The sequence below is a fragment of the Pseudomonas sp. Z1-12 genome (genome assembly GCF_051132015.1).
Taxonomy (GTDB): domain Bacteria; phylum Pseudomonadota; class Gammaproteobacteria; order Pseudomonadales; family Pseudomonadaceae; genus Aquipseudomonas; species Aquipseudomonas zanjanensis.
Genome location: NZ_CP071647.1, coordinates 5,707,099 through 5,721,535 on the forward strand (window position 1 = coordinate 5,707,099; position 14,437 = coordinate 5,721,535).

13 protein-coding genes are annotated in these 14,437 nt (G+C 61.1%); 6 read left to right on the forward strand and 7 right to left on the reverse strand.

Features of this window, described 5'->3' with window-relative positions:
* Positions 1–123: 123 nt before the first annotated feature.
* A complete protein-coding gene (locus J3P85_RS24865) occupies positions 124–1,542 on the forward strand; it encodes a short-chain fatty acid transporter (protein WP_053125223.1) in 1,419 nt (472 codons plus the stop codon).
* Between the two features lie 113 nt (positions 1,543–1,655).
* Positions 1,656–2,816: a hypothetical protein gene (locus J3P85_RS24870; RefSeq protein WP_434703907.1), complete on the forward strand. Its 1,161-nt coding sequence runs from the start codon at positions 1,656–1,658 to the stop codon at positions 2,814–2,816.
* A 177-nt stretch (positions 2,817–2,993) separates the two neighbouring features.
* On the opposite strand, the gene can is transcribed toward J3P85_RS24870, so the two are convergent.
* Both can and J3P85_RS24880 read right to left on the reverse strand, forming a co-directional pair.
* Positions 2,994–3,638: a carbonate dehydratase gene (can, locus tag J3P85_RS24875; RefSeq protein ID WP_003185433.1), complete on the reverse strand. Its 645-nt coding sequence runs from the start codon at positions 3,636–3,638 to the stop codon at positions 2,994–2,996.
* 5 nt (positions 3,639–3,643) lie between these two features.
* A complete protein-coding gene (locus J3P85_RS24880; protein WP_264083867.1) occupies positions 3,644–3,772 on the reverse strand; it encodes a hypothetical protein in 129 nt (42 codons plus the stop codon).
* Between J3P85_RS24880 and J3P85_RS24885 the strand changes: the two genes are divergently transcribed.
* Entirely contained in the window at positions 3,771–4,175 is a 405-nt protein-coding gene (locus tag J3P85_RS24885; RefSeq protein ID WP_434703909.1) for a serine kinase/phosphatase, read from the forward strand. The genes J3P85_RS24880 and J3P85_RS24885 overlap by 2 nt on opposite strands.
* Before the next feature lie 188 nt (positions 4,176–4,363).
* Here J3P85_RS24885 and rimI read toward each other — a convergent pair whose 3' ends face one another.
* Both rimI and J3P85_RS24895 read right to left on the reverse strand, forming a co-directional pair.
* Positions 4,364–4,816 carry a ribosomal protein S18-alanine N-acetyltransferase gene (gene rimI, locus J3P85_RS24890; RefSeq protein WP_047229376.1) on the reverse strand — a complete coding sequence of 151 codons (453 nt, stop codon included), beginning with the start codon at positions 4,814–4,816 and terminating at the stop codon, positions 4,364–4,366.
* Positions 4,809–5,588, reverse strand: a complete 780-nt coding sequence (locus J3P85_RS24895; protein ID WP_434703911.1) for an energy transducer TonB — start codon at positions 5,586–5,588, stop codon at positions 4,809–4,811. The genes rimI and J3P85_RS24895 overlap by 8 nt, the downstream gene beginning before the upstream one ends.
* Before the next feature lie 180 nt (positions 5,589–5,768).
* Between J3P85_RS24895 and mksB the strand changes: the two genes are divergently transcribed.
* Genes mksB through mksF form a run of 3 tightly spaced genes read left to right on the forward strand, consistent with a single transcriptional unit; the run spans position 5,769 to position 10,577 of the window.
* On the forward strand, positions 5,769–7,049 hold the full coding sequence (gene mksB, locus J3P85_RS24900) for an Mks condensin complex protein MksB (protein WP_411385637.1): 1,281 nt from the start codon (positions 5,769–5,771) through the stop codon (positions 7,047–7,049).
* On the forward strand, positions 7,039–7,740 hold the full coding sequence (mksE, locus tag J3P85_RS24905) for an Mks condensin complex protein MksE (RefSeq protein ID WP_014340217.1): 702 nt from the start codon (positions 7,039–7,041) through the stop codon (positions 7,738–7,740). The genes mksB and mksE overlap by 11 nt, the downstream gene beginning before the upstream one ends.
* The gene (mksF, locus tag J3P85_RS24910; protein ID WP_411385638.1) at positions 7,737–10,577 is read left to right on the forward strand and encodes an Mks condensin complex protein MksF; all 2,841 of its coding nucleotides are present in this window, start codon (positions 7,737–7,739) and stop codon (positions 10,575–10,577) included. Before mksE ends, mksF begins: the two co-directional genes overlap by 4 nt.
* Positions 10,578–10,791: 214 nt before the next feature.
* Here the strand turns inward: mksF and J3P85_RS24915 are convergent, their stop codons facing one another.
* Genes J3P85_RS24915 through J3P85_RS24925 form a run of 3 tightly spaced genes read right to left on the reverse strand, consistent with a single transcriptional unit; the run spans position 10,792 to position 14,357 of the window.
* Positions 10,792–13,095: an MlaD family protein gene (locus tag J3P85_RS24915; RefSeq protein WP_434703912.1), complete on the reverse strand. Its 2,304-nt coding sequence runs from the start codon at positions 13,093–13,095 to the stop codon at positions 10,792–10,794.
* On the reverse strand, positions 13,088–13,711 hold the full coding sequence (locus J3P85_RS24920; RefSeq protein ID WP_434576356.1) for a paraquat-inducible protein A: 624 nt from the start codon (positions 13,709–13,711) through the stop codon (positions 13,088–13,090). The genes J3P85_RS24915 and J3P85_RS24920 overlap by 8 nt, the downstream gene beginning before the upstream one ends.
* Entirely contained in the window at positions 13,698–14,357 is a 660-nt protein-coding gene (locus J3P85_RS24925) for a paraquat-inducible protein A (RefSeq protein ID WP_207966219.1), read from the reverse strand. The genes J3P85_RS24920 and J3P85_RS24925 overlap by 14 nt, the downstream gene beginning before the upstream one ends.
* Positions 14,358–14,437 lie beyond the last annotated feature (80 nt).

Consider the following 14,437-nt stretch of genomic DNA (forward strand, 5'->3'; position numbering starts at 1 on the left):
TGAAAATATACCGTCGCCCGCCGAACCCGATCAGCCTCCCACGGTCACTGGATTGTTCTACTGTTGCGCCTGGCTTTTGAAGCAGCCTTGAATATTCATAATCATAAAAACGAGGTAATTGCCGTGACCACTGACATCGAAGACAGCCGTTCCGCCCGCTTCGCCTTGCGCTGTTCCAGTTTCGCCGAGCGCTGGTTTCCCGACTCCTGGGTCTTCGCCGCGCTGGCGGTGCTGGTGGTCGCCGTGGCGACGCAATTCATCGGTGCCACGCCCACGGCAGCGGCCATGGCGTTCGGCGACGGCTTCTGGAGCCTGATCCCGTTCACCATGCAAATGGCCTTCGTGGTGATTGGCGGTTACGTGGTCGCCAGCTCGCCGCCGGCCGTCAAATTGATCGATCGCCTGGCGCGCATTCCGACCAACGGTCGCTCTGCGGTGGCGTGGGTGGCCCTGATTTCCATGGTCGCGTCGTTGCTCAATTGGGGCCTGTCGCTGGTATTTGGCGGTTTGCTGGTGCGCGCCCTCGCCCGGCGCACCGACCTGAAGATGGATTACCGCGCCGCCGGCGCCGCCGCTTACCTGGGCCTCGGCGCGGTATGGGCCCTGGGGTTGTCTTCGTCGGCGGCGCAATTACAGGCCAACCCGGCCAGCCTGCCACCCTCGATCCTGTCGATTACCGGCGTCATTCCTTTCACCCAGACCATTTTTCTCTGGCAGTCCGGCGTGATGCTGCTGGCGCTGATCGTGATCTCGCTGATTGTCGCCTACGCCACCGCTCCCGGCCCCAACAGCGCCCGTGATGCCGCCGCGTGTGGAATCGATCCGAGTTTCAGCATGCCGGCATTGCAGCCCCGTACCCGCCCGGGAGAATGGCTGGAGCACAGCCCGCTGCTGACCATCGCCCTGGTGCTACTGGCCGCCGGCTGGCTGTTCCATGAATTTTCGACCAAGCCTGCGATCAGCGCTATTTCCGGGCTCAACACCTATAACTTCCTGTTCATCATGCTCGGCGCCTTGCTGCACTGGCGGCCGCGCAGCTTTCTCGACGCCGTGGCCCGCGCGGTGCCGACCACCACGGGCGTGTTGATCCAGTTCCCGTTGTACGGCTCGATCGCCGCGCTGCTGACCACGGTCAAAGGCAGCGATGCCCAGACCCTGGCTCACCACATCTCGACCTTTTTCGTCCAGATCGCCTCCCATGACACGTACGCTTTGCTGATGGGCGTCTATTCGGCGGTGCTGGGCTTTTTCATTCCTTCCGGTGGCGGCAAGTGGATCATCGAGGCGCCCTACGTCATGCAAGTGGCTAACGACCTGAACTATCACCTCGGTTGGGCGGTGCAGATCTATAACGCCGCCGAAGCGCTGCCGAACCTCATCAACCCGTTCTACATGCTGCCGTTGCTGGGGGTGTTGGGGCTGAAGGCCAGGGACTTGATCGGGTTTTCCTTTGTACAGTTGCTGGTGCACACGCCGTTGGTACTGGCGCTGCTGTGGGCGCTCGGGACGACATTGACGTATTTGCCGCCAGTGATGCCATAAAGCCACAAAACAGGGCCGATATTTCCATCGGCCCACTTCTTCTTCGGCTCGGTCTGTTTCAGTATGGATACACCCTGTTTTCCTGGGGCCCCCACGCTGAAAAGGATCTGAGCATGTTCAAACTCGCTGTACTTCCCCTTGCCGCCCTCACCCTGAGCGCCGCCGCCCACGCCGCCGACATCGACGTAAATCTTGGCAGCACCGAACGCGTCACCCGTCTCTTCGCTTATCCCAACAACTGCAACGTCATTTGTTTTCGCGACTGGACACTGGAACAGACCGTCGAGCATTACCTGACGCAAAGTGTCCAGCGCGACGGCTACGACGCGGCCAAGGTCAGCGTCAAAAGCGACAACGGCACCGTCTACGCCAACATCAGCGGCGTGCCGAAAAGCTATGGTCAACCGCTGAAGGCCCTACTCGACGCTGGGGACCTGGCGTACAACGGCGCAACCAAACTCAACAACGACAAGAAATGGTCCTACAACTGGTACCTGTTCCTGCCGCTGGGCATGGCCCTGGAGAACCGCAAGAGTGTCGAGTTGCTGCACTTCCCGCCGGATTACTCCCTGACCCAGGCCCAGGATTACTTGGAATCGGCCACCACCGACCGCTGGGCCACGCTGCTCACCGTCAACGGCATCGCCGCGCCAAACACACCCGCCTACCAGACCATCATCGACATTGCGCCCATCGCTGCGCCGTCCAATGCTGGCAGCACCTTGGAGGGGCTCTACAGCTACTTCAACGATTACCAGACCACCATGGTCAAAGAGGTTACCCAAACCGCCAGCGGCGCCGCATTGCCGATGGTGGCCTTCGGAGCGCCCGTTCGGAACTGGATCAAGACCCAGTACGGCCAAGCCATAGGCGTGCTCGGCCTGGCAACCATCACCCCGACGGCGGGGGTCAAGGTGCCGGTCCTGGGTTCCAACCACCCGAGCTATATCTGGTACGCCGCTGACAAGGAAAACTACGACGGTGACGAAGCCAAGGCGGATGCCGCCGGCTTGAAAGTCATGGGCCAGGACTTGAGTGCTGCCTGCTGGCAGGCCGGCATGGGCAGCAAGCCGGGCACCGACCCAAGCACCCTGCTGAACCAGTGCACGCAGACCTGGCAGGTCACGGAAAAGGAAAAGACCTGCGAGTTGTTCTACACCTCGGTGCGTAAACTGAGCGAGGCAGACGCGGCGAAGAAATGCGAAACACCGGCGATCAAGTCGCAACTTCCACAATTGAAGGTGCCCATGCCGCTGCCTGCCGAGGCGGTGTAAACCTGGAGGCGCTTTCCCGCGTAAGCCTGCGCTGACACGGGAAAGCGCCTTTGGCTCTTGTCAGAGTCGACAGTAGATGTCGCCCCCGACTTGGGCGAAGCTATCAAGAGCGTCTTTCAACCACCACATTTCTACGGCACTGGCGTCGTCAATGTCACTGCGACTGACAAGCCTAAGTCAGGGCGCGCCAACCGGACGCAGCCGATACTGCGGCGGCAATTGCTCGAAACCGCTGATCGTGGTGTCCAGGCTCTTCCAGCGTCCGTCCTTGATGCCGTAGATGCAGCCATGAATCGACAGTTTCTGCCCACGGTGCCAGGCGTTCTGCACGATGCTGGTATGGCCGACATTGGCGACCTGCTGTATCACGTTGAGTTCGCACAGGCGATCCACACGCTCCTCTTCGGTCGGCAACTGGCCCAACGCCTCGCGATGCTCGTAGTACAGGTCGCGAATCGAGCGCAGCCAGCCGTCGATCAGGCCCAATTGGCGGTCCTGCATCGAGGCCCGCACACCGCCACAGCCGTAATGGCCGGTGACCAGGATGTGTTTGACCTTGAGCACGTCCACGGCGTACTGGATCACCGACAGGCAGTTGAGGTCGGTGTGCAGCACCACGTTGGCCACGTTGCGGTGCACGAACAGATCACCCGGCAGCATGCCGACGATCTCGTTGGCCGGCACCCGCGCATCGGAACAGCCGATCCACAGGTACTCCGGGGTTTGCTGACGAGCCAGCTTGGCGAAAAAGTCAGGATCCTCCTGCTTGATCGCATCGGCCCAACGCGCGTTGTTATCAATCAGATCTTGTAATTCGTTCATGCTGTCTAGCCTCGATAGAGAGTGCGCAACTGTGACAGACGACCGCCGGTCGGGGTCACGTCGGTGATGCATTGGAATTCCTGGCTGCGCTGCCGGTCGACACCAGTAAGGCCCACAGTATGAGGAATTGCCATGAATGATTCACGACGCCCCTTCGATGCGACGCAGCCGGAACCCATCGACGACAACGAGGATCGCATGGGCTCGATGCATGAGTTGGAGTTCGACGACGAACAGCCCAGCGCGAAAATCGGCGACGAACTGCCCAATGACGAACGCGAGCAATTGATGCCGCGTGAGCGCGTGCGTGAAGCGGGCATGACCGGCGCCTCGACGGATGACCATCAATCGACCGATGACGACATGAGCCCGGAAACCCTCATCCGCGAAGACGGCGCCCGGGACGCCTCCGAGGCCGGCGACGACGAGCAGGCGGATTGGGACCTGAGCGTCGTGCATGAAAATGACATTGGCGGAGGCGATGGGCTGGACGAAGCGGAAATGGCCGATATCGATCCGTTGGATGGCAAGCGCTGACCCGGCAATCGCCATCGCGAGCAAGCTCGCTCCCACAGTGGTTTTGTGCTTGACCACGGAGTTCATGCACACCGCCAAGCCCCTGTGGGAGCGAGCTTGCTCGCGATGGCGGTGGTTCAGTTTGCATCAATGTCGGATGTGCCGAAGCCATCGCGAGCGAGCTCGCTCCCACAAGGGGTCGTGGCCGTTCAGTCCACCAAGGTACACGCCATGACCACCGCATCCTCGCGCCCACCCACCGCCGGGTAGTAATCCCGGCGCCGGCCCACTTCGTTGAAGCCATAGCGCTCATACAGCCGGAACGCCGTGCGATTGCTGTCGCGCACTTCCAGGAAACATTCCCGGGCCTCGGCCTTGTAGGCGATCGACATCAGGTGTTCCAGCAGACGCAAGCCCAGGCCACGGCCCTGGTTTTCCGGCTTGACGGTGATGTTGAGCAGGTGCGCCTCGTCCAGGATGATCTGCACCACCCCATGGCCCACTTGCTGCTGGCCTTCGAACATCAGCCAGATCTGGTATTTGCCCAGCCCGTCGAGAAATATCCCGCGGGTCCAGGGGTGGCTGTAGGCCGCGTATTCGATTTTCAGTACAGCGTCGAGGTCCGCCTCGGTCATCGGGCGGAACGATACAGCGTCACTCATTCGATTCTTTCCAGCGCGCCATCAGCCGGCGCATGGCTTGCCAGACATCAGCCTTGCGCTGTGGCGTTTCCATTAACAGTTCCAGCCCGGGCAACGCCCAGGCCGAGCCCAGGCCTTCGACCTGCAGTTCGCGATTGAACGCCTCGGCATCCGCCTCGCCGGCAAACTTCACCGCCGGCAGGCCGATCAGCCACAGGCACACGCAGGGCTCGTCTTCGAGCCGCGCCGAAACGAAGCCCTGGACGAAATCCCGCGCCGCTTCCGGCCCCTGGTCCATGGTGCCTCGCGACAACAGCGGCCAACGCACCGGTTCGCCAATGATCTGCGGGCTGTCCGGCAGACCGGCGGCGCGCAGCATGTCCTTGAGCAGCAGGTAGGCCGGATCGCGACTTTGGAACGGCTCGCCCGTGGGCAACTCCACCAACAGCAGGCAACGCCCGGCCCGCAGCAGTTGCAGGGCGAAACGCGGCGGGGCGACATAGGGGGCCTTGGGCGGCGCCTCGACCACCTCTTCCACCGGTTTGGCATTGGTGCGGGTCGAGGCCAGGCTCGGGCGCGGCACTTCGATTTTTGGCCGTTCGGGGGCTGGTGCTGGCGGCTCGGCTACCGTCTTGGCCACAGGCGCCGTCACGACCGGCGCGACGTACTCGGGCTCGGGCGTTTCCAACAGCTCGGGCCGCGACGGGGCGGCGAACGGCAATTCGGTACGCGGCAGCCAGTTGACCACCTGCATGGCGGTCAGATAGGCGCGGCGACGGGACTCGATAAGCAAGGGTCGGCCACTTGTGGATAACTGAAAGTGGAAGCGATTCTACCGCCCTTCGACGCGGATCGCTTCCCTGTGAGTCAATTATCGATCAATAGGGAACGACAGTCCGTCCAAGGGGTGAATCGCAACCGGCCCGATGCAGTACAATCGCCGCTTTTAATTGCCAACCCGACGGCCATTGCGATGATCGAACCCAAGCGCGTCTTGCGCGCCCTCGCCGAACACTGGGCATTGCTGGAACCTTTGTGCGAGCACTTCGACCAGGGCACCCTGAGCCTCAACGAATTGCGTTCACAGCTGGCCGCCCAACAACTGGACAGCACGCCCCAGGACATCACCAACCTGCTGGACGTGTGGATCCGCCTGGACATCCTCGTACCGGTGGCGAAAAGCCCGAACCGCTTCGAGCTCAACGCCCAGATCCATGACTTCCTCGCCTACCTGCGCCGCGAACACCGCCTGGGCCTGTGCCTGGAAATCGAAGCCTACCTGCGTCACCTCGAACGCCTGGCCGGCTACATCCAGGATGCCTTCGATGTGCGCGACGGCAACGACCTGGCCCGCCAGTTGCGCCTGCTGGACATGCGCGTGCGCGACGTCCTGAAGAAACTGGCCAACGACGAACAGGCGCTGGTGGCCGTCGCCGAACGGGCCAAGACCAGTGACCGGCAGATCCCGCTGCGCCAGCGCTACGCCGAAGTGCTGGCGACCTGGGACGAATACGTCGAGCCAATGATCCAGTTGGTGAACGCCGATGGCGCGTTCGAGCAAGGCGTGCGCAAGGTCGAGAACGTGCTGTTGCGCATGCTCACCGAACAGCAGCGCCTCGGCCACTTGGTGGACGACGACATGCTGCTGCGCACCCACGCGCGCATCCTGGAGATGCAGACCAGCGCCCAGTTGACCCTGCGCCACGCCCGGGAACTGCTTCTGCCGTTGCGCGAAGAGGCCCGCCGCCATAACGCCGTGACCCGTGGCGCGGCGCTGGCCCTGGCGGCCATTCGCCGCAAAGGCATTGACGCCGTGCCGCAAGCGGCCATGCCGCTGTTCACCCGGCCGCAAAGCACCTTCCTGGGCAGCGCCAGCCAGGTTGAAGCCTACGTTTATGCCCTGGCCCGCTTCGAACCGAAACCGGCGCGTTTCCCCAAGTCCCACAAGACCCACAAGGGCGGCGAAGCACCGCGTGCGCCACGCACCGTGCGCGAGATGGTCGAGCGCTGCGAAGACGCCCTGCCGATGCCGGACTTGATGACCTGGCTGCTGGAGCAGGAGCCGGACGGCGCCACCGACGAATTGCTGTACTGGTTCTCGCGCCTGTCGCGGGAAAAACGCTTCAAGCGCGAGCGTCTGGAACGCCGCGAATACCACACTCACGAGCATCAGGTCAGCCTGCGCTCCTTCGCCCTGCTCTCGGCCGGCGACACCGCCGCCGAGGATTCTGCGAGCATCCCCCATGCATCTTGATCTATCCGAACTGTCCCAGCTGGCGCCGATCTTCCGCGAGCTGTTCAAGGGTTACCACGTCAGCCGCCGCGACCCGGAACTGTACGCGCAGTTGTCGAACTTCCAGGACCAGTACCGCACGCTGTTCAAGGCCCTGGGCTTCGAACTGGTGTGCGACACCCGTGGCTTCTACTACTTCGTGCCGGACCTGGCCGCTGCGGCGGTGAACAAGACCGCCCAGCGCTTGGCCCTGTTCACGTTCATCCTGGTCGAGCACCTGGCCGACCAGGGCCGCGACCCCATCGCCGTGCTCGACGGCGGCAGCCTGGGCCGCGATGAGCTGCCTTCATTGCTGGAGAAATACCGCGACCTGTTCATCCAGGCCGAAGTACAGACCCAGGAAGAGCTGGAAGAAAAAATCATGCGCCGCATGACCCAACTGGGTTTTGCCAGCGAAGAAAACGGCGTGTACCGCTTCCTGCCGCCGATGCATCGCTTCCTTGATGTCTGCCTGTCCGTCCAGCAGGACCGCGACCTGGCCGCCAGCCTGCACAGCGTGCTGCCGCTACCGGCACCGGTATTGATCGATGAAGACAGCGACGAAAAACTGCTGCAGACCGATGATCCGCTGGACCTCAGCGAATTCGAAGGTGAAAGCGAAGAAGACGCACTGGCCCGCGCCATTGCCGAAGAACAGGAGACCGACGCATGAGCAAGGAACGCTACGGCATCCGCCGCTTTGCCCTTTTGAACACCGCCGGCTACAGCCTGGGCTTGTTCCCCCTGGAAGAACCGCTGTCGGTGTATGGCGCGAACAACCTGGGTAAATCCGCCTCGATCAACGCCTTGCAATTCCCGATCCTGGCCCGCATGTCGGACATGAGCTTCGGCAAGTACAGCCTGGAACAATCCCGGCGTTTCTACTTTGCCTCGGACACCAGCTACATCCTGGTTGAAGTCGCCCTGCCCCACGGCCCACACGTGATTGGCGTGGTCGGTCGCGGCCCTGGCGGTGGTTTCGGTCACCAGTTCTTTGCCTATGCCGGCAAACTGGACCTGGCCCACTATCAGAAAAATGACACCTGCCTGCGCCAGAAAGAGCTGTTCACCAACTTGGAGCGCGAAGGCCTGAAAGCCTACGAACTCAAGCCGGATGAACTGCGACGCCTGCTGGTGGGTGGTCACACCTCGATCCCGCTGGACCTGACGCTGATCCCGTTGCGCTCCACCAGCGAGCAAAGCCTCAAGACCTTCCGCGCGCTGTTTATCAACCTGCTGCACATGCGCGAAATCACCGCGGCCAAGCTCAAGCAACTGTTCCTCGATGCGTTCGAACACAGCCTGCGCTCCGGCAGCGTGGACTACATCGCCGCGTGCGAAGAAGCCTTCCGCGATGTACGACGCATGGAGCAGGACTACAACTCCCTGGTGGCAGCCGGTCCGCTGGTGGAAGCCCTGGCCAATGGCGTGAAGCAGCGCGACATCCTGCGCGGCAAATTGCATCGCCTCTCGCCATTGCTCGACTCGCTGCTGGGCACCTGGTCGGACTACGCCAGCGCGCGCAAGGAAGAGCTGACCATCCAGGCCGAACACTACCGCAACGAGCAGGATTCGCTGCAGAACGACCAGCGCGGCGGCACCCAGGAGCTGATGCGCCTGGAGCGGGAAATCAGCGGCATCCAGCGCTGGATCGGCGAGCTGTCGGTGCTCAAGAACCGCTTTGCCCTGGTGGATGACGTCAAGGTCCTGGAGCAACAACTGCTCGCCGCCAAGGACGCTCACGACGAATTGGCCGGCGCCCTGGCCCAGTCCCGGCAGTTCAGCGCTGAAGATTTGGAAGAGCGCCTGCGGGATCTGGAAAAACGCCTGAAATCAGTCAAGCAACAGCTCGATCACGCAGATAACAACAGCTACGCGCGGCTGCGTGAAGAGTTCTCGCAACAGGACGTGGAACGCCTGATGCGCCTGTTCAACAGCGCCTTGTTCAGCCTGCCGCTGGGCGAGCACGGCATCGCGCTGGACGAGAACGGCGAATGGGTCAAGTCGATGGAGCTGATCCTCGATGGCTTCAAGGGCGAGCGTTTCGAAGTGCCGGGCCTGTCCATCGACCTGTCCCACATCGAGCCACCGGCCCTGCAAGCCTTGGCCGACCGTGCCGCGCTGCGTGACCAGAAAGAACGCCTGGAAAAAGAGCTCAAGCAACTCAAGACCCAGCAAGCCGTGGCCGCCGACCGCGCCGCGAGCAAGACCCAGACCGAAGCGCTGTACCAGCAGGTGCTCGATGCGCAGAAAGCCCTGGAAGATTTCCGTCGCACCCAGACCTTGAGCGCCGAGGAAGGCGAGAAACTCGAGCAACTGGCGCAAATGGAAGCCGCCCAGGACGAACTCAAGCGCTCCAGCGATGCCTTCACCGAACGCGTCCAGCAGTTGTCCGCCAAGTTGCAACTGGTGGGCCGGCAGATCGCCGACATGGAAGCCAAGCAGCGCACCCTCGACGATGCCCTGCGTCGCCGTCAGTTGCTGCCGGCTGACCTGCCTTTCGGCACGCCATTCATGGACCCGGTCGACGACTCCATGGACAACCTGCTGCCACTGCTCAACGACTACCAGGACAGCTGGCAAGGGTTGCTGCGGGTCGACGGCCAGATCGAAGCGTTGTACGCGCAGGTGCGCCTCAAGGGCGTGGCCAAGTTCGACAGCGAAGACGACATGGAGCGGCGCCTGCAGCTGCTGATCAACGCCTATGCCCACCGCACCGACGAAGCCCTGACCCTGGGCAAGGCACGCCGTGCGGCCGTGACCGACATCGCCCGGACCCTGCGCAACATCCGCAGCGACTACGACAGCCTCGAGCATCAACTGGCGCTGTTCAACCGCGAGATCAACAAGCGCCAGGTGTCCAACCTGCAGAGCTTCCGTATCGTCCTGGCGCCGAACAAGGAAGCGCTCAAGCACATCGACCAGATCATCCACAGCGCCGGCCAGTACGAGGAAGGCGAGACGCTGTCGGTATTCGACCTCAGCCAGAGCGCCGAGCAGGACAACAAGAACGAAGAAGCCAAGGAATACCTGGCGCGGCTGGTGGCGGCGAACCACAACCAACTCGGCCTCAAAGACCTGTTCGAACTGGCGTTCGAGATCACCAAGGTCAACGGCCAGCCAGTGATCCACACCGACATCGACGGTGCGGCGTCCAACGGCACCACCATGACCATCAAGGCGCTGACCAACATGTATTTGTTGCTGCACTTGATGGACCGCGAACAGGCCGGTCGTGTGCGCCTGCCGTACTACCTCGACGAAGCGGCGGACATCGACGAGAAAAACCAGGCCGCGCTGCTGGAAACCAGCCTGCAACTGGGCTTCGTGCCGATCCTCGCCAGTGTGAAGCCGCAAGTCTGTGCCAGTGTCGCCATCGACCTGGAAGGCGGCAGCGGCCCGAACGGCATCTACATCGACGAAGCGGACTGGAAATACATCCGTCGTCACGATGCGGTGAAGGCCACGGTGAATGTCCAGGCCGATGAGCCGGAGCTGGATTCGGTGTGATGTGAATCTCTGGATGTGAAAAAGGCCGCGATCCATTGGATCGCGGCCTTTTTTATTGCGCTAGTTTCGAGCCTTCAGGGCAACTGATGGCGTCATCGCGAGCAAGCTCGCTCCCACATTGGAATGCTTTTGGATGAACGATCCTGCATCCCTGTGGAAGCGAGCTTGCTCCAGGCGGCGTTCCGTCGATGGCGCCAGAGCAGTCCCCCTTCAACTATTTGCCGAGACTGATCTTCGGTGCCCAGGTCAGCCATTCATCTTCAAACTTGTCGAACAACGGGAAGGTTTGCTCCGGTCGCGCCGGGTTGCCCATCCGCTCACCATCCGGCGTTGCGAACGCAATGCCGCCCTGGATCAACGTTTCAAGGGACTCGGTTCGCACCGTCGCGCCTTTGAACAGACCGAAGTCCAGACCGAAGCCACTGCTGTTCCAGAAGCGTGAGCCGCTGCGCACCAGCGGTGCATACTTGGGCTCGATCAGGATATGGATCAGCACCCGGTCCGCCGTCTGGCCGAGTTCATAACCTGTGACCTTGCCCACCGTGATTTCCCGATAGGTGACCGGTACGCCAATCTTCAACGAACCACGGCGGGCCGCGCTCAGCACCAGGCTGAGACCGGCCTCGGGTATCGCGCTTTCCGGCGGGTCGGCCAGGGCCACGAAACTTTTCTGTGGCCCAAGGTTTTTCACCGAAGGCTGCACTTCAACGTATTGGCCTGTGACCAGCGTCTCCAGGTTGGAGGTCTTCATCAACCCCAACTCAGGCTTGACCACCCAGAACTGGGACCCGACCCGGGCGATGCGCTCCGGCACTTCGGTGATACGCGCAGTGAGCAACACCGATTGCATGTCGGCGCTGAGATCGACACCTTCGATCTTGCCCACGTCCAGCCCTTTGAAACGGATCGGCGTACCACTGCGCAAGCCATCGGCGCGGTCGACCTTGATCGTCACCACGGTGCCGCGCTGTTGTGCGGCTTCGTGATCGGCAAACAGCCGGAAACGCGGAATGCGTCTTTTCAGCGGCACATTGGGTTCCGGCGTTTCGAAGGCAATCCCGCCGGCCATCAGGCTTTGCAAGGACTCACTCTTGACCTGGATCCCCCCTGTCAAACCGCCTGTGAGCGTGATGCCACTGGCGTTCCAGAACCGTGTCGAGCCGTTGACCAGCCCTTCATATTCCTTCTCGATGTGTACACCAATGATCAGTTGCTTCTTTTTACGAGAAAACTGGTAGCTCTGCACTGAGCCGACCTTGACCTGCTTGTAGAGAATCGGACTGCCGACTTCCAGGGAACCGAGGTTTTCGGTCAGCAGGACCAAATGCAGGCCCGGTGAACGCAAGTCCAGCGGTGGCGCCTTGGCCCGGGCTTCGTACTCGCGCTGCGGCGCGCCACCCTTGTCACCCGGTCGCACGGCAATGTAGTTGCCCTTGACCAAGGCTTCCAGGCCGGTGATACCCGCCAGGGAGATCGACGGCTTGACGACCCAGAACTGCGTGCCGGTCACCAAGTAATCTTCGGCCAACGGGTCCAGGGTCAGTTCGGCCGTGGCACTGGACAGATCCGGATCGACCTTGAGGGTCTTCAGACTGCCGACCTGAATGCCTTTGTACATCACAGGTGTGCGACCGGCCTGCAAGCCTTCGAAGTCGCTGAGCTTGACCTTCACGCGAATGCCCGCTGCCGCTGCATCGAAGTCTTCGTAAAGGCGGAAGGGCAGGCTTGGATCCGTCGGTGGACTGTCCTTGCGGCTTTCCGGCGTGGCGAAGGCGATGCCTCCGGCCACGATGCTGGCCAGGGACTCGCTGCGCACTTTGACGCCCGAGAGGTTGGCGTCAATGCTGATGCCACTGGCGTTCCAGAAACGCGTGTGTTTACGCACCAGGCTGGCGTAGGTCGGCTCGATGAAGATCTTGATTTCAACAGTGCGCTGGTCTTCGGACAACAGGTAGCTTTTCACCTGGCCAACCTGGATCTGCTTGTAGAAAACCGGACTGCCGCGGTCCAGCGACCCCAAGCGCTCAGCCTTCACAGTCAGGTGCAAACCCGGCTTGGAATCCGACAGCGGCGGCTCTTCGACCAAGGCCTTGAATTTACGGGTCGACTCGCCTTCGCCCGGACTGATCGCCACGTAGTTTCCCGATACCAGGGTTTCCAGGCCGGTGATCCCGGCCAGGCTCACGCTCGGCTTGACCAACCAGAAACGTGTTCCGCTCTTGAGGTACTGCCCGACATCCTTGTTCATCTCGATGGTTGCGATAACGCCCTTCGAGCTGCCTTCATCATCGAGCGTGAGGTCTTTGACTTTGCCGACCGTCATACCTTTGTAGACGACCTCGGTCTTGTTGACTTGAATCCCTTCACCGCTCTCAAAGCGCACATTGATTTCGATTCCGGTCTCGTTATAAGCCCGCCAGCCGAGCCAGCCGCCGATGATCAACGCAATCAGCGGCAGGACCCAGATGGCCGACCAGTTCGAAGCCGGTCGGGTTTTAGCGGTAGGCAAATCAGTCATGGTCGTTATCCGACTCCGTGTTATCCCAAATCAGTCGGGGATCGAAGGTTACTGCGGCAATCATTGTCAAAATCACTACGCTGGCGAAAGCAATCGCACCGAGACCGGCTTCGACACTGGCGAGTCGTCCAAAATTCACCACCGCCACCAGGATGGCGATCACGAAAATATCCAGCATCGACCAACGCCCAATGAACTCGATGAAACGGTACATCAGGATGCGTTGCCGCGCCGACATGGGCTGGTGCCGCTGTACGGAAAACAGTAACAAGGCGATGCCCACCAGTTTGAAGGTGGGCACGAGGATACTGGCGATGAACACCACGGCGGCGATAGGAATCATGCCGTGCTGAACCAACTCAATGACACCGGCCATGATGGTGCTCGGAGCGCCTTGGCCCAGCGAGTTGATGGTCATGATCGGCAGCATATTGGCCGGGATATAAAGAATCGCGGCAGTGATCAACAACGCCCAGGTTCGCATCAAGCTGTTCGGGCGACGGGGATGGACCAGTGCGCCGCAGCGAGTACAGGTTTGGTTGTCGGTTTCGGCGTCTTGCCGATTCAACTCATGGCATTCCGTACAAACCAGAATGCCGGCATCAATCGCCCGCATGGGCATCTTCTCCTGATAACGCCTGCCAGATCTGATGCGGTGACATCACCACTTCCAGCCAGACCTGAACAAGTAACAAACTGATGAAGCACACCAAGCCAAGGCCTACGGTGATGGCCGCCATGTCTGCCAACTTGACGATGGCCACCAACACGCCCATGAGGTAAACCTCAAGCATCCCCCAATCCCGTAGATGGTGATAAATGCGGTACAGCAACAAACCGTAGCTACGGCCAATATCCAAGCGAATAGTCAGCAATACCGCCAACTGACAAAGCAACTTGAGCAGCGGAATGCCCATGCTGCACAGAAACACGACGACCGAGACGCCTTGCATGCCGGTATCGAACAAACCCACTACTCCGCTCCAAACGGTGTCCTGGGAGGACTGCCCGAGCAGATTGAGTTGCATGATGGGTAAGAAGTTGGCCGGCACATATAACAGCAAGGCAGCGATCACCAAGGCAAGGCTGCGTTCGACTACATTGTGTCTATGGGCATACAGCTCATAACCACAGCGGGGGCACTCGGCTTTTTCGCCATGGGCCAGTTGGGGCTTGCGCATCAACAAGTCGCACTCATGACACGCCACCAGATCGCTCAGGGGTAGATCTGACAACCTATCAGTGTCTGACGGATCGGGCATAAACAGCTCTGGCTCAGCTAAGGTGGGGCTATTCTAGTGCTCCAGCTCGAAAATAACTGTGCAAATTTATCACGAGCTTT